Origin of the sequence: Chryseobacterium sp. PCH239, from assembly GCF_018924625.1 — a bacterium.
GTDB lineage: Bacteria > Bacteroidota > Bacteroidia > Flavobacteriales > Weeksellaceae > Chryseobacterium > Chryseobacterium cucumeris.
Genome location: NZ_CP073027.1, coordinates 3258327 through 3281550 on the forward strand (window position 1 = coordinate 3258327; position 23224 = coordinate 3281550).

General features: G+C 35.3%; 20 protein-coding genes. 14 read left to right on the plus strand and 6 right to left on the minus strand.

Features of this window, described 5'->3' with window-relative positions:
- Window positions 1-139 precede the first annotated feature (139 nt).
- Window positions 140-2002, plus strand: a complete 1863-nt coding sequence (mnmG, locus tag KBP46_RS15090; RefSeq protein ID WP_216443597.1) for a tRNA uridine-5-carboxymethylaminomethyl(34) synthesis enzyme MnmG — start codon at window positions 140-142, stop codon at window positions 2000-2002.
- A gap of 112 nt (window positions 2003-2114) precedes the next feature.
- A complete protein-coding gene (locus tag KBP46_RS15095; RefSeq protein WP_216443598.1) occupies window positions 2115-2936 on the plus strand; it encodes a bifunctional 2-polyprenyl-6-hydroxyphenol methylase/3-demethylubiquinol 3-O-methyltransferase UbiG in 822 nt (273 codons plus the stop codon).
- Between the two features lie 1516 nt (window positions 2937-4452).
- Here KBP46_RS15095 and pgk read toward each other — a convergent pair.
- The gene (gene pgk / locus KBP46_RS15100; RefSeq protein WP_120232315.1) at window positions 4453-5643 is read right to left on the minus strand and encodes a phosphoglycerate kinase; all 1191 of its coding nucleotides are present in this window, start codon (window positions 5641-5643) and stop codon (window positions 4453-4455) included.
- Window positions 5644-6286: 643 nt separating this feature from the next.
- On the opposite strand from pgk, the gene rpiB reads away from it, so the two are divergent.
- The 7 genes from rpiB (at window position 6287) to tsaB (ending at window position 13073) form a co-directional block, all read left to right on the plus strand.
- The gene (gene rpiB / locus KBP46_RS15105) at window positions 6287-6721 is read left to right on the plus strand and encodes a ribose 5-phosphate isomerase B (protein WP_120232314.1); all 435 of its coding nucleotides are present in this window, start codon (window positions 6287-6289) and stop codon (window positions 6719-6721) included.
- Window positions 6722-7058: 337 nt separating this feature from the next.
- On the plus strand, window positions 7059-9212 hold the full coding sequence (gene rnr, locus KBP46_RS15110) for a ribonuclease R (protein WP_123278728.1): 2154 nt from the start codon (window positions 7059-7061) through the stop codon (window positions 9210-9212).
- Window positions 9213-9466: 254 nt separating this feature from the next.
- Entirely contained in the window at window positions 9467-10153 is a 687-nt protein-coding gene (locus KBP46_RS15115) for a LysE family translocator (RefSeq protein WP_062672810.1), read from the plus strand.
- A complete protein-coding gene (locus KBP46_RS15120; protein WP_216443599.1) occupies window positions 10150-11079 on the plus strand; it encodes an LD-carboxypeptidase in 930 nt (309 codons plus the stop codon). Before KBP46_RS15115 ends, KBP46_RS15120 begins: the two co-directional genes overlap by 4 nt.
- 42 nt (window positions 11080-11121) lie before the next feature.
- Window positions 11122-11493: a YraN family protein gene (locus KBP46_RS15125; RefSeq protein ID WP_123278730.1), complete on the plus strand. Its 372-nt coding sequence runs from the start codon at window positions 11122-11124 to the stop codon at window positions 11491-11493.
- An 82-nt stretch (window positions 11494-11575) separates the two neighbouring features.
- A complete protein-coding gene (locus tag KBP46_RS15130) occupies window positions 11576-12325 on the plus strand; it encodes an SDR family NAD(P)-dependent oxidoreductase (protein WP_123278731.1) in 750 nt (249 codons plus the stop codon).
- A 67-nt stretch (window positions 12326-12392) separates the two neighbouring features.
- Window positions 12393-13073, plus strand: a complete 681-nt coding sequence (gene tsaB, locus KBP46_RS15135; protein ID WP_216443600.1) for a tRNA (adenosine(37)-N6)-threonylcarbamoyltransferase complex dimerization subunit type 1 TsaB — start codon at window positions 12393-12395, stop codon at window positions 13071-13073.
- A 16-nt stretch (window positions 13074-13089) separates the two neighbouring features.
- Here the strand turns inward: tsaB and KBP46_RS15140 are convergent, their stop codons facing one another.
- The 4 genes from KBP46_RS15140 to KBP46_RS15155 form a co-directional block, all read right to left on the minus strand.
- Complete coding sequence (locus KBP46_RS15140) at window positions 13090-15648, minus strand: lipopolysaccharide assembly protein LapB (RefSeq protein WP_216443601.1); 2559 nt, start codon at window positions 15646-15648, stop codon at window positions 13090-13092.
- Between the two features lie 148 nt (window positions 15649-15796).
- A complete protein-coding gene (locus KBP46_RS15145) occupies window positions 15797-16360 on the minus strand; it encodes a nucleoside triphosphate pyrophosphatase (RefSeq protein ID WP_062672798.1) in 564 nt (187 codons plus the stop codon).
- Between the two features lie 8 nt (window positions 16361-16368).
- Window positions 16369-16887, minus strand: a complete 519-nt coding sequence (locus KBP46_RS15150; protein WP_062672795.1) for an HAD family hydrolase — start codon at window positions 16885-16887, stop codon at window positions 16369-16371.
- Window positions 16877-17626, minus strand: coding sequence for a Rossmann-like and DUF2520 domain-containing protein (locus tag KBP46_RS15155; RefSeq protein ID WP_216443602.1), 750 nt, complete (start codon window positions 17624-17626; stop codon window positions 16877-16879). The genes KBP46_RS15150 and KBP46_RS15155 overlap by 11 nt, the downstream gene beginning before the upstream one ends.
- 181 nt (window positions 17627-17807) lie before the next feature.
- Between KBP46_RS15155 and KBP46_RS15160 the strand changes: the two genes are divergently transcribed.
- The 5 genes from KBP46_RS15160 to lepA all read left to right on the plus strand — a co-directional run bounded on the left by KBP46_RS15160 (window position 17808) and on the right by lepA (window position 22474).
- Window positions 17808-18359, plus strand: a complete 552-nt coding sequence (locus tag KBP46_RS15160; protein ID WP_110008945.1) for an RNA polymerase sigma factor — start codon at window positions 17808-17810, stop codon at window positions 18357-18359.
- A gap of 16 nt (window positions 18360-18375) precedes the next feature.
- The gene (locus KBP46_RS15165) at window positions 18376-18918 is read left to right on the plus strand and encodes a hypothetical protein (protein WP_216443603.1); all 543 of its coding nucleotides are present in this window, start codon (window positions 18376-18378) and stop codon (window positions 18916-18918) included.
- A gap of 6 nt (window positions 18919-18924) precedes the next feature.
- Window positions 18925-19434: a hypothetical protein gene (locus KBP46_RS15170; RefSeq protein WP_062672787.1), complete on the plus strand. Its 510-nt coding sequence runs from the start codon at window positions 18925-18927 to the stop codon at window positions 19432-19434.
- A gap of 99 nt (window positions 19435-19533) precedes the next feature.
- On the plus strand, window positions 19534-20553 hold the full coding sequence (locus tag KBP46_RS15175) for a hypothetical protein (RefSeq protein WP_216443604.1): 1020 nt from the start codon (window positions 19534-19536) through the stop codon (window positions 20551-20553).
- Between the two features lie 124 nt (window positions 20554-20677).
- Complete coding sequence (gene lepA, locus KBP46_RS15180; protein ID WP_062672783.1) at window positions 20678-22474, plus strand: translation elongation factor 4; 1797 nt, start codon at window positions 20678-20680, stop codon at window positions 22472-22474.
- 55 nt (window positions 22475-22529) lie between these two features.
- On the opposite strand, the gene KBP46_RS15185 is transcribed toward lepA, so the two are convergent.
- Window positions 22530-23171, minus strand: coding sequence for a DUF1579 domain-containing protein (locus tag KBP46_RS15185; RefSeq protein ID WP_216443605.1), 642 nt, complete (start codon window positions 23169-23171; stop codon window positions 22530-22532).
- Window positions 23172-23224 lie beyond the last annotated feature (53 nt).

Genomic DNA, 23224 nt, shown 5'->3' on the forward strand with positions numbered 1-23224 from the left:
AATCACTTAAAGTCCCATATCTAAAGTACTCTATTCTAGCAACAATATAAGTTTACCTAGAGTGCATTCTCCAAAAATGTTTCACGTGAAACATTGGTTATAAAGATAAGATTTAAAGCTTAAAATAAGCGAGATAAAAATGATTTCAGAAATATATGATGTAATAGTAGTAGGTGCAGGACACGCAGGTTGTGAGGCAGCAGCAGCAGCAGCTAACCTGGGTTCAAAAACACTGCTTATTACAATGAATATGCAGACCATCGGACAGATGAGTTGCAACCCGGCAATGGGCGGAATCGCAAAAGGACAGATCGTAAGAGAAATTGATGCAATGGGAGGATATTCCGGAATTGTGGCAGACAAATCTGCAATCCAATTCAAGATGCTTAATCTTTCAAAAGGTCCTGCGATGTGGTCTCCGAGAACCCAAAATGATAGAATGCTTTTTGCCGAAGAATGGCGCTTAGCATTAGAGAACACTCCCAATCTTGATTTCTTTCAGGATATGGTGAAACAACTGATTGTTGAAAATAATAAAGTAGCCGGAGTGGTTACTTCTTTAGGAATTGAGATTAAAGCAAAATCTGTAGTTCTTACGAACGGAACTTTTCTTAACGGATTAATCCACGTTGGAGATAAACAATTAGGAGGAGGAAGAATGGGTGAACCGAGAGCTTTTGGAATTACAGAACAACTGGTCACTTTAGGTTTCGAGGCAGGAAGAATGAAAACCGGTACTCCACCAAGAGTAGACGGAAGAAGTTTGGATTATTCAAAAATGGAAGAACAGAAAGGAGATGAAAATCCTCAAAAGTTCAGCTATCTTGATACACCAAAACTCACCAAACAACTAAGCTGTCATATCGTATATACTAATGAAACGGTACACGATATTTTAAGAGAAGGCTTTGACAGAAGTCCAATGTTTAATGGAACGATTCAAAGTTTAGGCCCAAGATACTGTCCAAGCATTGAAGATAAAATTAACCGTTTCGCAGAAAGAAACAGACACCAGCTTTTCGTAGAACCGGAAGGATGGAAAACTGTGGAAATCTATGTCAACGGATTCAGTTCTTCTCTCCCGGAAGATGTACAGATCAAAGCGATGAAACATATACCAGGATTTGAAAATGTAAAAGTTTTCCGTCCGGGTTACGCTATTGAATATGATTACTTCCCTCCTACCCAATTAAAGCATACCCTCGAAACTAAATTAATTGATAATTTATATTTCGCCGGACAGATCAATGGAACAACCGGATACGAAGAAGCAGCTGGTCAAGGATTAATTGCCGGAATCAATGCACATAATAAAGTACATGAAAAGGGAGATTTTATCCTAAACAGAGATGAAGCTTATATTGGAGTATTGATTGATGACCTAATTACAAAAGGAACTGAAGAACCTTACAGAATGTTTACTTCCCGTGCAGAATACAGACTCCTTTTAAGACAGGATAATGCCGATATTAGATTAACAGAAAAAGCATATCAGCTAGGACTGGCAAAAGAAGACAGATTAAGACGCGTCGAAACTAAAGTATCTGAAAGTCAATCACTTGAAGAATTCCTTCGAGAAACTTCTTTAAAACCAGGTATTATTAACCCTGTCCTGGAATCTATCGAAAGCAGCCCTGTTGATCAGGCGTACAGAGCAGCACAAATCCTTACCAGACCTAATATGACGTTAGAAAAACTGGATGAAATTGATTTTATCAAAGAAGTTTCTAGTCAATATAATGATGAAGTAAGAGAACAGGCAGAGATCAATATTAAGTATAAAGGATATATTGAGAAAGAAAAAGAAAACGTTGCTAAGTTAAATCGTCTGGAAAACATTAAAATTCCTGAAGATTTCGATTATACGAAGCTTTCCAGCCTTTCTGCAGAAGCAAAGCAGAAGATGTCTAATGTACGTCCGAAGACTATTGCACAAGCTGGAAGAATAAGCGGAGTTTCTCCGGCTGATATCAATGTTTTATTAGTTTATTTAGGTCGTTAATAAAAATGTTTCACGTGAAACATTAAAAATAAAAACAAGAATTAAGGTATTTTCAAGCATAAAAGCTTTTGAATATCTTAATTTTTTTATCATACTAAAGATATTTATTTCAATGAAAATAAAAGATCATTTTCTTTCACAGGAAATATTTGAGATTGAAGAAACTGAAACAAAAGGAGTTTTTAAAACTACTCCTATTCCATCCAATATTTCCAGATATTATGAAAGTGAAGATTATATTTCTCATCACCAGGATTCCGGAAGTTTGAAAGAAAAGCTTTATAAGTTTCTTCAATCATTCAATCTTCAGTACAAAAAAAATATCCTGATAGACAGAATAAAAAAAGGATCAAAAGTTCTGGACTACGGATGCGGCGCAGGAGAATTTGTAAAGTATATTGAAAATGATTTTGAAACCTATGGATTTGAACCGGATTCTGATGCCAGAAAAGCAGCACAGGGAAAAATAACCAAGGCTTCTATTTTAGATGATATTAACAAAATTGAGGAAAATACCTTAGATGCTATTACACTATGGCATGTATTTGAGCACATCGAGAATCAGGATGAAATGCTTGCTGTTTTTCATGAAAAATTAAAAGAAAAAGGAATTCTTGTGATTGCAGTTCCCAACCCTACTTCCTATGATGCGAAACATTATAAAGAATATTGGGCCGCTTATGATGTTCCAAGACATATCTATCATTTTTCAAAAAATGGTATGGAAAATTTGATTTCCAAAAATCCTGACTGGAAAATGAGAAAGATCAAACCTTTAGTTCTTGATTCGTATTACATCTCTATGTTGAGCGAAAAATACAAAAAATCACCTCTATTTTGGTTAAAAGCAGTGATCTTTGGAACAATTTCCAACGTAAAGGCATTATTTTCGAACGAATTTTCAAGTTTGATATATATTATCGAAAAAAGATAGAAAATCGATTTTTAACCTATTTATGAAGGTCGATTTTCGGCGTTTTTAGCTTAAAAAATAAAAACTCAGGATTTTTCTCCTGAGTTTTCTTTTTAAATATCATGTCCTAATAATAATTCTTCCTCAATTTTATCAAATAAAAAAAAATAAAAATATGTACCCTACTCTATTTTTTAAAGTTGAGAAAAATGTCCATCACCTACACAGCATTTTATGTACTTAAGATTTTACTAAACCTTCCCATTCAGTTTTCAACAAAAGCATAAAAAACAGCAAGAAAAGAAGAAATTTAGTTTCAACAAGATAAATTATTACAGAAATAGCCTCAATTCAGCTTCAAAATAAAATAAGATACAAACACTCTAAAAAAGAGAAAAAATTGATTTTTAAGCTATTTATGGAGTTCATTTTTCGACATTTTTATTAAAAGAAAAAATTAAAGCTGATTTGGTAAATATAATTCTGACGACAAAAAAAGAAAATCTAATTTCTTCTTAAGGTAATTATTCCACGATAAAAAAAAAGCTCCCCTACTCCACTCTACCATTTTTAATAAAAATAATTTTTCCCTACTTCAAAAAATAAAATTGATAAAAATTGAAAGGTTGTATTTTTTTTACGAAAAAAGGAAAAGATAAAAATACAGAGAGTTTCAAAAATCAATACTTGAACAAAAATTTAAAACTTGGAAGCACCTAAACAATGTTAAAACTTCATGGCAAATTTTTAAGTCTAAAGAATAAAAAATTAAAACTTACTTAAATTTATCATGTAAACGGATCTTAAAAATTCAAAAAAAAATTAACTTATTCATTTTTATTATAGTTACCTATGGATTTCTATTGTTTTAGTAAGAATATCACATGAAAATAATAAGGAAAAATAGTTAAAAAATAAGTTTAATGATTAATAATCAATAATATACAAAGCTATCACTATAATGTGAAATAAATAAATGATTGAATTTAAAATTTTCAAAAATTTATATCTCCATTTTCTAGTAGAAATTTAAATACAAAAACAATCTAGAATACTATTTCCTAAAAAGATAAAGTGAAACCTATCTCTCCAGAATAATTTAAAAAAAATAAATAGAATCACTTTTCAATGGGAAGAAAAAATCATAAACCTTCCTTCAAATCCTCTACTAATCTTCATAAGATCATATCAACTACTCCTTCTATATTTTTCGAAATACAAAGTATAATTCACAGAAAAAAATACCGCTTTTTATATCAATTGTTTTGCAAAAATAATGGTCATTTATCAAAGTAAAATGAGAATAAAACCATAAATAAAATCACATAAACTCGTAAATTTTCTAAGAATATTCTGATCATAAATTTCATTAAAAACATAAGTCTCTGAAAGATAATTCAACCCATCTCTATATAACTAAAAGTTATATCTAAAATAGCATTAAAACTACGATCAATAAAGGATTTTCTTTAAGTTTAAGAAATAAAAAAAGCCTGCTAATATAATTAGCAGGCTTTGAAATATCTTTTATTTTCTATTAATTATTGATTGCAGCTACCCCTGGCAATTCAAGTCCTTCAAGACTTTCAAGCATGGCTCCACCACCGGTAGAAACGTAGCTTACCTGATCAGCATATCCGAATTGTTTCACGAAAGCAACACTGTCCCCTCCTCCAACTAAAGAGAAAGCACCAAGTCTTGTTGCTTCAGCAATACTCTCTCCTAAAGCAACTGTGCCACCAGCAAAGTTTGACATTTCAAAAACTCCGATAGGACCGTTCCAAAGGATAGTTCTTGAATTCAACAATACATCATTAAACTGATCTCTCGATTTGTGACCCGCATCAAGTCCCATCCATCCTTCAGGGATTGCATAGATATCAGCTTCTTTTCTCTCCACATCATTACTAAAGCTTTCAGCGATGATGGCATCAGACGGAAGATATACTTTTACTTTGTGCTCTTTAGCTTTTCCTAAAATCTCAAGGGCCAAAGGAAGTTTATCTTCTTCTACAAGAGAATTACCGATTTTCCCTCCAAGAGCCTTAATAAAAGTAAATGCCATACCTCCACCAATGATCAGATTATCTACTGCAGGAAGGATATTCTCTATAATGGTAATTTTAGTTGAAACTTTAGATCCACCCAAAATAGCTGTAACTGGTTTCTCACCACTTTTTAATACTTTGTCGATTGCCTGAAGCTCTCTAGCCATCAGTAAACCGAAATATTTAGTTGACGGAAAGTATTGAGCGATTACTGCTGTGGAAGCATGAGCCCTGTGAGCCGTACCAAATGCATCATTTACATAAGCGTCTCCTAACTTTGAAAGCTTCTCTGCGAATGCAGCATCTCCTTTTTCCTCCTCGTTATGAAAACGTACATTTTCCAATAGTAAGATCTCTCCTGGTTTTAAATCTGCAGCTGCTTGCTCTGCCTTCTCTCCAATACACTCATCAACAAATTTCACTTCTTGTCCTAAAACAGCAGAAACTTCGCCAACAATATGTTTAAGGGAAAATTCATCTTTAACCTCTCCCTTAGGTCTTCCAAGGTGTGTAATTAAGATGACAGAACCACCATCATTAAGGATCTTTTCCACTGTTGGTTTCACAGCAACAATTCTTGTGTTGTCAGTCACTTTCAGTTGATCGTCCTGTGGAACATTAAAGTCCACTCTTACCAGAGCCTTCTTATCTTTAAAATTAAGATCATTGATTGTTTTCATAAGTAGATTTATTTTTTGCTAAGCCCTATGAAACCGTTGTGCTCAAAATCCGTTTTAGCTTTCGGAAAAATCTCGCAAGAACAATTTCATAAATCTCATTGAATTTTTGTTTCACAAATGTAAGGTTTTAAACTTTTTCAACAGTTTGATTAAAATAAAAGTTTTCAAAAAGTTTCCCCGAACCCAATCACCCATTAATCAACAATTTTATCTCTTTTAAAAAAAGAATAATGTAGTTGTTGTTGAGTGTTGTGAATTTCGGGGATAAGTTTTATGCTAAAAATTGATAACATTCAACTTTTACTCAACTCATATTTAACTCACAATATAAATCTCTGTAAACCCGCTATTTCACATACTTATTAACAAATGTTGATAACTTTGAGATGAAACCATTATTAGTTATTTTATTATGGAAAAATCTGGGGATAGCTGAAGAAAACATCTGGAAAGTTGTGGTAAAAGTTTGAGAAAAGATTTTCTATTACGAAATAAATTGATCTTTAAAAATAGAAAGTTGAGAAAAGTTTTCCACAGTTATTCACATACCTTTTCACAATTAACTCAGGGTTTACTAACACGAATTGTTATTATTCTTACCTTTGTAAGGAAATAGAATCTAATAAAGCTTAATAAGAGTATTATGAAAAGAAAAATTGCTATCGCAGCGGACCATGCAGGCTATGAATATAAGGAGATTGTTAAGAACTACCTTTCAGAACGTTTTGATGTTCAGGATTTTGGAACGTTTTCCACAAACAGTGTGGATTATCCAGACTTTGTACACCCTGCGGCAACCTCTGTGGAAAACGGAGAAAATGAGCTGGGAATTCTGATCTGTGGAAGCGGAAACGGAGTTCAGATCACTGCTAACAAACATCAGAAGATAAGATGCGCTTTATGCTGGATGCCGGAGATTGCAACACTGGCAAGACAGCATAATGATGCCAACATGATTTCAATGCCGGCAAGATTTATATCTAAAGAACTGGCACTTGAAATTGTAGATAAATTTCTTTCAACAGACTTTGAAGGTGGAAGACACCAGAACAGAGTTGATAAAATTGCAGTTTGCTAATTATAATAAGGCTTGTAAATCACTTTACAAGCCTTATTTATTTTTTATTCGTACATTTGCAGTGTCCAATAGAAATTACACTCTATTATTCTCCAAAGCCTTTCTTATATTTGAAATATATTTAATAAAAGGTTTTTCTCTTTTCTTCTCCAGAATTGTATTAAATTTATACAAAACTAAAGCTCCCGTTGTAAGCAAAATGAAAGATAATTTCTGATGATTTACGGAAAGATTCTAATGATGAAATTGAATAACCTTATACTAAGGAACTAATAAGGAAGATTTAGAAAAAGGTCTTAATTGAGATAAGACCAAAACAATTAAAAGAAAAATTAAAATGCCAAAAAAAAGAAAATATATAAGTCATAAAAATGATTTAAAGATGATGGAGATCGGAAGAATGATCCTCCGTTTTATGAATGCAAATTCATCCAAAATTTATAATTATAAGCAGATCGCTGATGGGATAGATTACAAAAATCCAAGACAAAGAGAACTTGTGATCCAGGCGCTGCATAAACTTCAGGGATCTGAAAAGATTAAAGAAGTTGAAAAAGGAAAATACATTGTGAACCTGAAAATCGCAGGAACGCTTACCGGAACTATTGACTTTAACCAAAGTGGAAATGCTTATGTAAGTGTGGAAGGTTTGGAAGATGATGTCTTCGTTCATTCCAAAAATGTAAAGGATGCATTGCAGGGAGATAAGGTTCTTATTATAACTTATCATTATAAAGGAAAGAAATTAGAGGGCTCTGTTTTGGAAGTTTTGGAACGTACCAGAACGGAATTTGTAGGAACATTTCAGAAGGTTGCCCATAAGGAATTTGGGTTTGTGGTTTGTGATAAAAAGACAATCAACACAGATATCTTTATTCCGAAAGGAAAATTCAACAATGCTGAAGATGGCGATAAGGTGATCGTAAAAATGACGGAATGGAGACCGGGTGACAAAAACCCGGAAGGTGAAATCATTCAGGTGCTGGGTGCTCCGGGAGAACATGAAACGGAAATCCACTCTATTCTTGCAGAATATGGTCTTCCTTACGAATTTCCATCGGAAGTAGAAGCTGATGCAGATAAAATTGACAGAAGCATCACAGATGACGAGGTGGCAAAACGTTGGGATATGCGTAATATCTGTACGTTTACCATTGACCCTAAGGATGCGAAGGATTTTGACGATGCTTTATCCATTAGAAAACTGGAAAATGGAAACTGGGAAATCGGAGTTCATATTGCAGACGTATCTCATTATGTAGTTCCGGGAACTATTCTGGATGATGAAGCCTATCAGAGAGCTACTTCAGTATATCTTGTTGACAGGGTTGTGCCGATGCTGCCGGAAGTTTTGAGTAATGATGTATGCTCCCTTCGTCCGCACGAGGATAAATATACCTTTTCAGCTGTTTTTGAACTGAATGATAATGCTGAAATTCAAAAGCAGTGGTTCGGAAGAACAGTAATCCACTCAGATAGGAGATTCACATATGAAGAAGCTCAGGAGCGTATCGAAACCGGACAGGGAGATCTGGCGGAAGAAATCAATACACTTGATAAGCTGGCGAAAATAATGCGTCATGAACGTATAAGAAAAGGAGCCATTACTTTTGACAGAAGTGAAGTAAGATTCAATCTTGATGAAAATAATGAACCGATTGGTGTGTACTTTAAAATCAGTAAAGACTCCAATCACCTGATCGAGGAATTCATGCTTTTAGCCAATAAAAAAGTATCAGAATTTGTATCACTTTCAAGAAAAGGTGAGATCACCAACAATACATTTATTTACAGGGTTCACGATGATCCGGATCCTGCAAAACTGGAATCTTTGAGAGACTTCGTTGCTACTTTCGGATATAAAATGGATTTGGCCAATACCAAAAAAGTGGCTGCGTCTTTGAATAAACTTCTTCATGATGTAAAAGGAAAAGGGGAAGAAAATATGATTGAAACTCTTGCGATGAGAAGTATGAGCAAAGCTGTGTATTCTACAGAACCAATCGGCCACTATGGTTTAGGTTTTGAGTATTACAGCCACTTCACCTCTCCTATCCGTCGTTATCCCGATTTGCTGGCACACCGTCTTCTTCAGCATTATCTGGATGGAGGAAAATCTCCAAACAGAGGTGAGCTTGAAGAAAAGGCAAAACACTGCAGTGCGATGGAAAGACTGGCAGCAGATGCGGAAAGAGATTCCATCAAGTACATGCAGGTAAAATTCATGGAAAAACATCTGGGAGAAACATTCAGAGGAGTGATTTCCGGAGTAGCTGAGTTTGGTTTCTGGGTTGAAATTCCTGAGAATGGTGCTGAAGGTTTGATCAAGTTAAGAGACCTTGTGGATGATTCCTATATGTATGATGCGAAAACCCATGCTGTATACGGAATAAGACATGGAAATAAATATCAGCTTGGAGATGAAGTTCAGATTAAGGTGGTGAAAGCCAATCTGATTCAGAAGCAGCTTGACTTCCAGATTGTGAAGTAAAGAATTAAGTCTTTAAGAAGACTGTTGATAAAATTATAAAGGCTGATGTGTTACCGAACCGTCAGCCTTTTATTTTCTAAATATAAAAAGTATGAAATGTACTCTCCACTCCTCTCCTATTCCTTAATAAAAAATTACATTAAAGTGTTATTAAAATCCACTTGATATATCATAACTTTATTGAATAATTAAATCATAAAGTCTAACTTTGTATTAAACGAAATGAATTTTTATTCATTTTAAAACACTACTTAATGCTAGAACTTGTACTATCTGCCGTCATATTAGGATTTATGCTAAGCCTGGTTTTCATAGGACCTATTTTTTTCCTGCTTATTGAAACCAGCTTTTCCAGAGGCCCCAGACATGCTCTGTCACTGGATCTTGGTGTGATTACGGCAGATTTATTATGCATTGTAGCGGCGTACTATGCCAGTACGGATATTGTTTCTTTAATTGATAAACATCCAGGTTTTTACAGGATCACTTCTATTCTTATTTTCATCTACGGAATTGTAATGCTGGTGACCAAAACCAAAATGCACCTGCCCGGAGAAGAAAAGATCATTGGTCAAAATTATATTAAGACCTTTTTCAACGGTTTTTTCTTTAATCTTCTGAATGTTGGAGTCATCCTTTTCTGGCTGGTAACGGTAATTTCCGTAAGGAATCAATATCCGGACACCAGCAGTTTTATTTTATACATCAGTATAGTACTGGCCACTTACCTGTCTATAGATCTTGCCAAGATATTTCTTGCCAAACAGTTTCACGATAAATTAACACAAAAACTGGCCAACCAGATCAGAAGAGTTGTTGGCTGTATTCTTATTATATTCAGTTTCTTTATTTTCCTGCAGAGTTTTAAAAAGTTCAACCAATTTGAAAAACAACTGGAGGAAGCAGAAAAGAAAGAAGTAAAATATCAAAAAGCAAAATGAAAAAAATGATCTTTCCAAAGTCTCTTAAAAAAGGAGACAAAATAGCTGTTATTTCCCCTGCAGGTGCAGTAGATACTACTCAACTGGAAAAGGGAATAGAAATGATTAAAAGCAGAGGTTTTGAACCCGTTCTCGGAGAACATCTCTACACTAAATTTTCAAACGGATATAATTACGCCGGAACAGAAAAGGAAAGAACAAAAGATATCAACTGGGCCTTAAACGATACGGAAATAAGAGCTGTATGGGCTTCAAGAGGTGGTTACGGATGCCAGCATCTTATTCAGCACCTGAAGTTGAAAAACTTTACAGAAAACCCGAAATGGTATATCGGATATTCAGACAATACAGTCATACAAAGTTATCTGTTAAAAAAAGGTTTTGTTTCCATTCATGGACAGACCATTAAGACATCAAGTTTTGGAGTGACAAATGAAAGCTATGATCTGATCTTTGATATCCTAAAAGGCAAAAAGCCTAAATACGTCCTAAAATCTCACCCATTCAATAAAAACGGGAATATTCAGGGAGAACTGGTCGGAGGAAATTTAGCCCTTATCTACGCTCTTCTGGGAACGAAATATTCATTCGATTTTAAAGACAAGATTCTGTTTATTGAAGATATAGGAGAAAACTTCTATGCACTGGACCGTATGATTATGAGTCTGGAGCTGGCAGGTGTCTTCAACAAAATCAAAGGATTGATTGTTGGTGGAATGACCAATATGGGAGATGAAAAGGAAAATAAAAACTATGAAGATAGCTTTGATGAGTTCGTTTACAAACTGATCTCAGACAGAATTTCAAAGTATAATTTCCCGGTAGTATTTGCCTTCCCGAATGGGCATATAAAAGACAACAGACCACTTTTAATTGGTGCAAGCGTGAAAATAAAAGTGGATGCTAAAGTAAAAATAGATTTTTAAAGTATCAGTACTCTCCTATCTCCAAACTCTTAACTATACACTATGGCACATCATAATGATTTTGGAAAAATAGCAGAGAATCTCGCTGCTGATTATCTTCAGAAAAACGGCTATACCATTAATGCCAGAAACTTTCGTTTTAAGCAAAACGAAATTGATATCATTGCTGAAAAAGATAATCTGATTATTATCGTGGAAGTGAAAGCAAGATCCACCGATGCGTTCATCCTTCCTCAGGAAGCTGTAACCAAAACAAAAATAAAATCCATTGTTTCTGCAGCTAATCATTATCTTGAGGAATGTAATAACGATCAGGAAGTCAGGTTTGACATTATTTCCGTTCTTCCCGATGATAAAAAAAACTTAGTTATTGACCATATCAAAGATGCTTTTCAGGCCTTTGATGCAAATTAATAAATCAATACAACAATGTTTGAATGTAACAGAATCATGACATTGATAGAGGAGTGCATTCGGACATTTAACAACCAATTTTATGAAGACAATATTAATCACCGGTGCAACTTCCGGTATAGGTAAAGCCACTGCAGAGCTTCTTGCAAAGCAAGGAAACAGAATTATTATTTGTGGAAGGAGAAGTGAGGTGCTGGAGTCTGTAAAAACAGAACTTTCCCAATACACCGAAATATTTAGTTTAATATTTGATGTAAGGAATCTTGAAGAAGTGGAAGCAGCTATTAATTCTCTTCCTGAGAACTGGAAAGATATTGATGTTCTGATTAATAATGCTGGCAATGCTCATGGGTTAGATCCTCTCTCTGCTGGTAAGACGGACGACTGGGATTCTATGATTGACGGAAATGTGAAGGGATTACTGTATGTTTCCAAAATGATCATTCCAACTATGAAAACTAAAAATTTAGGTCATATTGTAAATATCAGTTCTGTAGCAGCAAGACAAACCTATGCGAATGGAGTAGTGTACTGTGCAACAAAGAAAGCAGTAGACGTTATTTCGGAAGGTATGAGACTGGAACTTACCGAATTTGGAATCAAAGTAACCAATATCCAGCCGGGAGCTGTAGAAACCGATTTCTCTCTGGTAAGGTTCAAAGGCGATAGTGAAAAGGCTTCAACGGTGTATGCAGGCTATGATGCCCTGAAAGCAGAAGATATTGCTGATGCCATTGCTTACTGTGTAAATGCTCCGAAACACGTTACTATTTCAGATATGACTATCTATCCAAGTGCTCAGGCTGAGCCAAGAACGATTTATAGAAAATAGTCCAAAATAATGAAGTAAATTTGCAGAAAATTAAATGCAATTTTGCTGTTTAGCTTAAAACAAAAAAATGAAAATTCTATATCTGGAAACATCATCGAAAAACTGTTCAGTAGCCATATCCGATAATGAGAAGTTATTGTGCCTTTGTGAAGAAGTTTCTGAAAACTATAAACAGTCTGAAAGTCTTCACACTTATGTAGAGTGGGCATTGGAAGGAGCGGGGATTACGCTTAAAGATATCGAAGCCGTTTCTTTAGGAAAAGGTCCCGGATCTTATACCGGCCTAAGAATCGGAGCTGCCTCTGCTAAAGGGTTTTGTTATGGACTCAGAGTTCCTCTGGTAGCAGTGAATTCTCTTGAAAGCATGATAGAGCCTTTTTTAGGCGATAACTACGATTTTATAATACCTTTGATCGATGCAAGGAGAATGGAGGTTTATACGGCCGTTTATGACGGTAAAACAGGGGAGGAGTTATCCAAGACCGAAGCCAAGATTCTGGATGAAACATCTTTTGAAGAATTTAAAGATAAAAAAATTCTGTTTATAGGGGATGGCGCTAAAAAAGCAAAAGAAATTCTGAATCTCCCCGATGCTGTTTTTAAAGAAGATGTTTATCCTTCTGCACAATATCTCATCAGAAAGACTCTGGAGAAAATACAAAACAAAGAATTTGAAGATATGGCTTATTTTGAGCCTTTTTATCTCAAAGATTTCCATGGAGTAAAGAAAAAGAAAAGCGAAGAATAAATCTTCGCTTTTTATTTTATTGAGGTCTTGGCGGGATCTTCGATCCTGATTTTGTCTCAGTAGGTTTTTTAGGATTTTGTGGTTGCCCCGGGCTTGCTTGTGGAGCTGTACTTATATTATCCAGCTTCTGTACTTTTCCACTATTCATTTGTGGAACTCCCGTATTTTGGGTGTTGGGTTGTACAGGTGCTCCTGATGGTTGTTGAGGAATATTATTTCCTTTGTTGTCCGTTGCCTGGAAGCTGAGGTCACTTTTCAGATAATTCAGCATTTCTTTAGCTCTTATCCCTTCAGGTGTTTTGGAATAATTCAGGGCAATCTGTTCCAGCTGCAGAATCATAACTTCTTTTCCACTTGATTTTCCTGCATTGAAAGCATTTAATAAATACAGCTTAGGAACCAGAGCATCTTTCGGAAACTTCTGAATCGTCTGATCTATAATATCTTTACTTTCCACAAATTTTTCTGATTCAAATAGTGCATATGCCTTTTTGTATTCGTTTTCAACTTCTTCAGTTGATTTTACAAATGATTTATTTTTAGGATTTCTGGCAAATTCAGCGTAAGAAGTATAAGGATAATCAGCTAAGAGAATTTGTTTTGCTCTTTCAGAAGCCTGTGGATTTTTCTCATAATTCATGGCAAAAATCTCATACAATGCCTGTAACATCACTTTTTCTTCCGGCTTTACATCAACAAGATCATAAAGTGTTTTCGTGGCCAGTGGAGTATTGGTAAAATAATTCTGATACATAATTCCCAGACCTAATGAGGCGGTATCTCTGTCCTTTTTTAACTGAGATAATTTTCCCTGATCCGTAGGAATCTGTTCAATATAGTACGCAGGCTCAAAACGTCTTGGATTAGGCGCAGAGGTTACTCCCAACGCTTCATTTTTCATATCTTCAATAGACGCCATTTTCTTGGAAGAACGCCAGTTATCGGCCAGGGCACGGTCTCCCCAGATCTGCTTAAATGAAGAGGTTCCTTTGCTTACCGTTCCTGAATTGCTGAAATAAAAACCTTTTGTAGTGACTCCAAAGTCTTCAAAAGAATTGCCACTATTGGCAAAAATAGAATTGGCACTGTAATCTCCGGTATCAAAACCTTTACTTCTTTCTGCACGTCTTCTTTCCTGTTCCTCTTTCTCTTCTTTAATCTTTAATTTGGCAATATATTTTGTGAAATAGTCTGTTTTCTGAGCATCATTCATTTTTGCCAGAGAAAGAATACTGTCATTCTTTTTGATCAGATAGTAGTTTTTGGAAATCTTTTTAATATACTCGGATTGATCTTTTAACAGGATTTTTGATGGTTCATAAGTCATTACGGCAAGCGCAGAATCATAATAACTTCCGGCCCCTATATAATCATTTTTGTCAAGATAGCTTTTTCCTATTTCATAATAAGCCAATCCACGGATCTGAGGATCAGAAACCTTTTCAAACAGTGATTTTCTGAAGAATTGCTGTGCTTCATCCTTTTTGCCTGCTTTATTAGCCATTAAACCTAAGGCATAATAAAATTCGTTCTTTCTGGAGCCATACATCCCTTTTTTACTGATTCCTTCCAGGTAATTTTTGGCTCCTGCATAGTCTCCTTTACCGTTAAAAGTTTTGGCGATGGCAACCTGAGATTTTACTTCAAATTCGAAATCACTGGCATATTTATACGCTGCAGCATAGCTTTCTCTTGCTTTATCATTCTGATTCAGATTTTCCAGCACCTGACCTCTCAGATAAGCGATTCTGCTTTTCAGTTTTCTGTTGCTGTTCAGTTCAAAAGCATTATCAAGTTCTTTGGCGGCCTCTTCTTTTTTCCCGGCATCAAGCAAAGATTCGGAATAGTAAATGCTCAGCAGTTTTGCATAGCTTTTACTGATATCTTCACTTTTCAGTTTGGCAAATGTTTCATGCGCTCTGTGATAATCTTTGATCTGATCATAAGCAAGCCCCTGATAGATTCTCGCGAGTGGAATCCTTTTGTCATCTTTCATACGGGTGAAAACATAATTCAGAGCATCAAGTGCTTCCAGAGATTTACCCCGATAAATTCTTGCCTGGGCAAGGATCATGTAGGCATCAAAAATCTGTTTATTTTTCTCCTCACCATTTCTGGTTACGGAGTATTTATTGATTGCTTTTAAAGCTTTTGCTTCTGCAATTTCGAGAGTAGTGGCTCCTTTGGTCTGTTCCCCGTCAGGTCTTGAAGGGCCATTTCCCTGAGGTCCGCCGGGAATATTGGGAATTCCTGAATTACCTCTTCCAGAAGGTCTGTTGGCTACTTCAGCCATCTTCATCGAATTTTCGGCAAAAGCCTCAGTCTGTCCAAGATCACTTCCTAAAGGCTGTTCTTCATAAGTCAGAATAGGAATGTAGGGAGCATAAAAGTTGTCCTTATGCCCTTTGTCTCTGGTGGTAAACTCACTGTTTAATGCATCTTTTGCATTAAATAATGTGTTATAATATGTGGAAAATCCTTTCAATACTCTTGATCGCTGCTCCGGCTTTTTCGTTTTGGTAGCACATGAAGCAACAAGATATATGACTAAAAGGAATAATATATTCTTTTTCATTATTCAATATAACTCGCTAATCTGCTTTTTATTATCAGCAGTTTGATGATTTTGTAAAAATAATAAAATTTTATAATGAATAATATTTATATTTCGTCAGGAAGTATTTTATTTCTTCTTTAATGGAAGTTTTAAACCTGATAATCTTTTAAATCAGAGAAGATTCTTTCAGGATTTTATAAACAAGATGGGTAGGAAGTCCCATAATGGTATAATAGCTTCCTGTAAGGCTTGTGATCTTTGCCATTCCCAGCCATTCCTGAATACCATAACTGCCTGCTTTATCAAAAGGCTTATAATTCTGAATATAATAGTTTATTTCTTCATCAGAAAGAGTGTCCAGAGTAACATCGGCTACATCTGTTTCGGTAATGGATGTATTGACGGTTTTGATGGTAATGCCCGTATAGACCTGATGCGTTCTTCCCGAAAGACTTTGAAGCATAGTAAAGGCGTCATCTTCATCTTTTGGTTTTCCCAGGATCTGATTATCGATAGCGACTACCGTATCAGCAGTCAGAAGTACTTCGCCCGCTTCAAGTTTTCTAAAGGCTGAAGCTTTTAAATCAGAAAGATAAGCCGCAGCATCTTCTATTTTGATGTTTTCCGGAATAATTTCTTCACAGTCTATTTTTACAACTTCAAATTCAAAGCCTAAACTAGAAAGAAGTTCTTTTCTTCTTGGGGATTGTGATGCTAAAAGTAATTTCATACAGATACTTATACAGATTGAGTATTATCGTCATGCCAGTTCCCCTGAACTTTCATTACCTGTTCAATGACATCACGAACTGCACCGGTTCCTCCTTTTTTAGGAGAAATATAATCGGAAATTCCTTTTACTTCAGGAACCGCATTTTCAGGACATGCCGCAATGGCTGAGCTTTCCATGATGTGAATATCCGGAAGATCATCACCCATGGTCAGAATTTCTTCGTTTTTAAGATTGTATTTCTTCTTAAAATCTTCAAAATCATTCATTTTATTGTGAGACTTCGGATAGTAATCCTGAATACCCAGGTAATTGATTCTGTGCTTTACCATCTCATCATTTCCTCCCGTAATAACCCCAATTAAATAATTGTTTTTTAAAGCTTTTACTACTGCATAACCGTCAAGGACATTCATTACCCTGCACATGTTTCCTCCGGGAAGCAGATATACGCTTCCGTCAGTGAAAACTCCGTCAACATCAAATACAAATGCCTTAATATCTTTTAATTTCTCTTTATAGCTCATACATTTTCTGAATAGAATGATTCATTGTTTTATAAATTTCAAGACTCTCGTCTTTTAATAACTGTTCATGCAGCTGTAAAATCCTTACATCATTTCTTACTGCCGGACCGGTTTGTGCCAGTTTGGGTTCAATTTCATGAATTTTCTGAACCGTTTCATCAATGAGGGGTAAGAAATAATCAAACGGAATATCCTGGGAATCTGAAATTTCTTTAGCTCTTGAAAAAAGATGATTCACAAAATTGCAGGCAAATACAGCAGTCAGGTGAATATATTTTCTTTTTTCGTGATTGCTTTCCATCACTCTTTGTGAAATCTTTGAAGCAAGATCAAACAATATTTTTTGATCTTTTTCATTTTCCGCCTCTATAAAAAATGGAATTTTTTCATATTCAAGTTCTTTGGATTTTGAAAAAGTCTGTAAAGGGTAGAAGCTGGATTTTCTATACACACCAGCCAGCACTTCTTTTGGAAGAGATCCTGAGGTATGGGCAACCAGACAATCTTTTCTTGTAATAATTTTTGAGACTTCTTCTACAGAATGATCACTTACACAAAGAATATAAAGATCTGCTTCTTCCAGATGATCTGTGGAATAAGGAATATTTAATTCTTCAGAAATTTTACCTAATTCTTTTTCGTTCCTCCCAAAAATCTGGGCTACAGGAATACTTTTCAAAGTGAAAGCTTTTGCCATATGATAGGCTACATTTCCGGAACCGATGATTACAATTTGCATATAACAAATATAAGATTTTAAGCTGAGCCGGGAAAAGAAGAACACTTCAGAAATTCTGTACTTCAATATAGGCACGTTTATTGCGTAAGTGTCTCATATTATTTTTAATATTTACATTGAAAATTGAATTTTTAATTTAACTTTCAGCTATTTTTGTAATCCAAAACAATGAAGGCATCTTATGAAGATTAAGGACGCGGAAATTATTTCGTTGATGCAGAATCCACGGACCCAGGATAAAGGGGTTCGTGCCTTGATGGACGCCTATCAAAGCAGATTATACTGGCACATAAGAAGAATTATTGTGGACGGAGATCTTGCACAGGATACTTTGCAGGAAACTTTTATTAAAGCATATCAGAATTTTCATCAGTTTAAAAATGATAGCCAGTTGTATACCTGGTTGTACAGAATCGCTACCAACGAAGCACTACAACAGGTCAACAAAATGAAAAAAATGCAGAAAACGGATGAGGATCCGGAGTATCATATGCAGAATCTCGTCGCAGATAATACAGAAGGAGATGCTGAAGAAATACAGATTTTACTGCAGAACGCTATACAGAGCCTGCCCGAAAAGCAGAAACTGGTATTTATGATGCGGTATTATGATGATTTGCCCTACGAAGAAATATCAAAAATTGTGGATATGTCGGTAGGCACTTTGAAAACAAATTATCATTATGCCAAACAGAAAATAGAAGAGTATATTAAAGAAAATTACGAAAAATAATTTTTGACAACCAAAGATGAAAGAGTTCGACATAGAAAAATTAGAGCGTAAAAACATTTACACAGTTCCTGATAATTTGTTTCAAAATATTCAGGAGAACGTTATGAATGATATAAAGGCAAGTAAAAAAGCACCTGTCTTTAAGCTGAACTGGATGTATGCAGCAGCTGCATCACTGGCTTTGATTTTTGGAGCAACTTATGTTTTTAATTCAGATAATGATTCCCCTGAACAGATACTGAACTCTAAAACAGCTTATGCTGCCAATGACGGAGCGCCGAAAACAGAAAGCGAGCTGGCTTATGAAACTTTAAAATCTGATTTAACTTCTGTTGAAAATAATGATCAAACAGTTGACAATCAAAAAAATAACAATGTCTACGCTTCTAAAAGTGTAAACGAAACCAAAAAAACTGCAGAGACCCCTGAACCGGTGAAAACTGTAAAGAAAAAAGAAGAAACACGAATGAATGAATATCTGGACTCGTTTTCTAATTCTGAAATTGCAGAGTTAGCAAGTAATTCGACTCAGGACGTTTATTTGGATATTTATAATTAAAAGAAAATGAAAAAGATATTATTGACGTTTTTGATTATTTATGGCTTTGGATTAAATGCCCAAAGGACAGACTATGATTGGAAAAAGATGGATCCTAAACAAAGGAAAGAAGTCATCAATAATCTTTCTCCGGAAGAGAGAAAAGACCTCCTAAAGAAATTCAGGAACAATATGATCATGGATAATCTGAATGTTGATCCGGATGATAAAGCCGAATTTACACAATTGTATAACGAATATCTGGATAGCCAGAAGCAGATAAAAAGTCAGTTTAATTCCAATTTTGATCCCGAAACTTTATCAGATGAAGAAGCTAAAGCTAAGCTGCAGCAAAGTTTTGAAGTGGGACAGAAGTTATTGGATAACAGAAAAAAATATGCAGATAAAATGCAGCAGGTAATTCCCTGCCAAAAAGTTCTGAAGCTGTTTCAATCTGAAAAGATGATGAAAGATAAAATGGATGAAAGAAAACCTCACGGAAATCATGACGCTTCTGGATCCAGACAGAACCCATAATAGTTTATTTTTTTAATGTTGGACGGCTCTTACAGATCTTTCTGTGAGAGCCGTTTAATTTTTACAATAAAAAAATTATTTTTACCACAAATTCTATCTATGAAAAAAGCACTTTCCTTTTTATTATTTTCTTTAGTATTATTGGGTCAGAAAACAGAAACCATTGATCTTTCAAAATCTATTAAAGATAACAAAAACTCTATCAAAAGTCTTACAGTGATAGATCAAAGAGGTAATCAGGAAATCGGAATGGTGATGTACCATAAGGATGAGGTAAAAGTTATTTTCGAAAATAATGCCAGCAAAGACATACAGGATTGGTTTTATAAATACAATCCGGTAAGGGGAAATGATGAGATGATTTTTTTGCTTGAAAATTTGAATGTTTCAGAAGATAAAAAGGAAAAGTATTCTATCGGAAAGCTTGAATTAAAGGCAAGTACATTTATTAAGAAAGAAGACGGATATCATTTTATTGATAGAATAGATACTGTAGCAACAGTTTCATCACGAACAACTCCTTATCTGGCACAAAGTCTGGCAAGAAAAGTAACTTTAATTCTTACTGACCTTTTTAAAGAATCTTATAAAGCAACACCTTGGGAACTTAGTATTTCAGAAAATGATTTTCCTGATTATACTTCTGTATTGAAAGAAAAACTTAGTATTCTAAAAGCAGATGAATTAAAAGAAGGAGTTTATAAAGACTATTACAGCTTTTTTACTCACCATCCTGAACCCGGATTTACTTTGCAGACTAATGATAAAGGAGTCGTTACTAAGGCCATAAAAGGAGAGGAAAAAACGGCAATAAGACATTTTTATGGTTTCGTGTATAAAGGCATTGCCTACAAAAATATCCCTGTGGGTTACACTGAGATTTTTAAAGATGATAAGGGTGTTTTTATTGAGGTAACAAAAGCAGAATTATTTCCTGAAACTGCTACAACCGGGGTTACAATTGGTGCAGCAGCAGGAGGTCTGATTGGTGGCGTTATTGGTGCAGTGATAGATGTCAGTTTATCAGGCAAAAGAAAGAATACTGTAGGACCTAAAGTTTATCTTGATCCTTTTACCGGAAATTATGTGTTACCGGAAGACTTTGGCAAAACAAAATAATATTTAAAAAGAGGGAAAATTTTCCCTCTTTTCTTATTGTTATCTGTGTTTCAGTTAAAAGAAAGAATTAAGAATGAAAAATTCTCCTGCATTTTCTTATCTTTGCAAACTACAAGATTCTTAAATGAAAAACATACGAAATTTTTGCATAATCGCTCATATCGACCATGGTAAAAGTACCCTGGCAGACCGTCTATTGGAGTACACGAATACCGTTACCCAAAGAGAATTACAGTCTCAGACGCTGGATGATATGGATCTGGAGAAAGAACGTGGGATTACAATCAAATCACATGCTATCCAGATGGATTATGAGTATAAAGGAGAAAAATATATTTTAAACCTTATTGATACCCCGGGACACGTTGACTTCTCTTATGAAGTTTCCCGTTCTATTGCTGCCTGTGAAGGTGCACTTCTTATTGTAGATGCTGCGCAAAGTATTCAGGCACAGACTATTAGCAACCTGTATCTTGCATTGGAAAATGATTTAACGATCATTCCGATTTTGAATAAAATTGACCTTCCGTCTGCAAATCCTGAAGAAGTAACCGATGAGATCATGAACCTTATCGGATGCGAATATGAAGATGTATTGAGAGTTTCCGGTAAAACAGGAGAAGGTGTTCATAACCTTTTAGAGCAGATTGTTGAAAGAATTCCTGCACCGGTAGGAGATCCTGACGGCCCACTGCAGGCTTTGATCTTTGACTCTGTATACAACCCGTTCAGAGGTATTGAAGCTTATTTTAAAGTAGTGAATGGAAGCATCACTAAAAATGAAAAGATCAAATTCTTCGCTACAGGAAAGGAATATGGAGCTGATGAGGTAGGTACATTAAAACTGAAGCAGGTTCCCAAGAAAACGATCCATTGCGGAGACGTGGGATATCTTGTATCCGGTATTAAAGATGCCCGTGAGGTAAAAGTAGGAGACACCATCACTTCATTTGAAAAACCTGCGGATGCTCCGATTGATGGATTTGAGGAAGTAAAGCCAATGGTATTTGCCGGGATTTATCCGATTGATTCTGAAGATTTCGAAGAATTAAGATTCTCTCTTGAAAAATTAAGACTGAATGATGCTTCTCTGGTTTTCGAACCGGAAAGTTCCGCCGCTCTTGGTTTTGGTTTCCGTTGCGGATTCTTGGGAATGCTACACATGGAAATTGTTCAGGAACGTCTTGACAGAGAGTTCAATATGAATGTGATCACTACGGTACCGAACGTATCTTATTTTGGATATACTAAAAAAGAACCTGAAGTTCCCATTCTGATCAATAACCCGTCTGAAATGATGGATCCTTCAACGATGGACAGAGTAGAAGAACCATTCATCAAAGCGTCTATCATTACAAAATCCGATTTCGTAGGAGCAGTAATGACTTTATGTATTGAAAAGAGAGGAGAAATTGTTAACCAGAGTTATCTGACATCAGAAAGAGTAGAGTTAATTTTCAATATGCCTCTTGCTGAGGTGGTATTCGACTTCTATGACAGATTAAAATCTATCTCTAAAGGATATGCTTCATTCGATTATCATCCAATCGGATTCAGAGCTTCCAAGCTTGTAAAAATGGATATCCTGATCAATGGTGACATGGTAGATGCTTTATCTTCATTGATTCACGATTCTAATGCTTATTATATCGGTAAAAGAATGTGTGAAAAGCTTCGCGAACTGATCCCGAGACAACAGTTTGATATCGCTGTTCAGGCTGCATTAGGGACGAAAGTAATCGCAAGAGAAACGATTAAGGCCTTGAGAAAAGACGTTACCGCAAAATGTTACGGAGGGGATATTTCCAGAAAACGTAAGTTATTGGAAAAGCAGAAAGAAGGTAAGAAGAAAATGAAGCAGATTGGTAGAGTAGAAGTACCACAATCGGCGTTCATGGCTGTACTAAAATTAAATGATTAATTATTAATCTATTATAAAGTAAAACCGCTTCATCAGAAGCGGTTTTTTAATGCATTTATTTTTTACGCGTATATTTTATTTCCATTGTTTTATATTCCTTTCCGGTCTTGGAATCCGGGCCATACATTTCAAGCTTTTGAGTATTATCATCCACAAAGGTGAATACTTCTCTGAAATCACAGTCTTTTCCAGGTCTTGAAGGATCTGTCATTTTCCCTTTGAATTCAACTGATTTTGTGGAAGGGTTCCAGTCGCCTTCGCTATGCATGATTCCGGTTCCCATATTATCGATCCACGTACTGACAAACTTTTTCTTTGCGTTATCATATCCCACAATGCTCATTCCTTCAAAAGGCATTCCCATAAAGTCTCCTTTGTGATTTGTGATCTGATAACGTCCGCCAAACATCATTTTATTGGTCGCTTCAGATTTACTCATCATAGGTTTGGCTCCGTTTTCCATCCACATTGTCGTTTCTCCTGTCCAGGTTCCATCAGATTTTGTAAGCATTTTCTGCATTTCTCCCGGAGTTGAGTACGCCATCCAGTCTTTCATGGCGGTTGCGGAATCTACAGGTTTCCATTCAGATGTAGAAGCTGAATCTGTTTTATCAGAACCAGTGGAAGCTGTCGTTTTTCCTTTCTCACAAGCTATTAACAGAATAGCAACGGAAAGAATTGTTAATAAATTTTTCATAATGATTTAGTTTTAAGATGGTTAGAAAGATAAATTAAAGATAAGAACTTTTA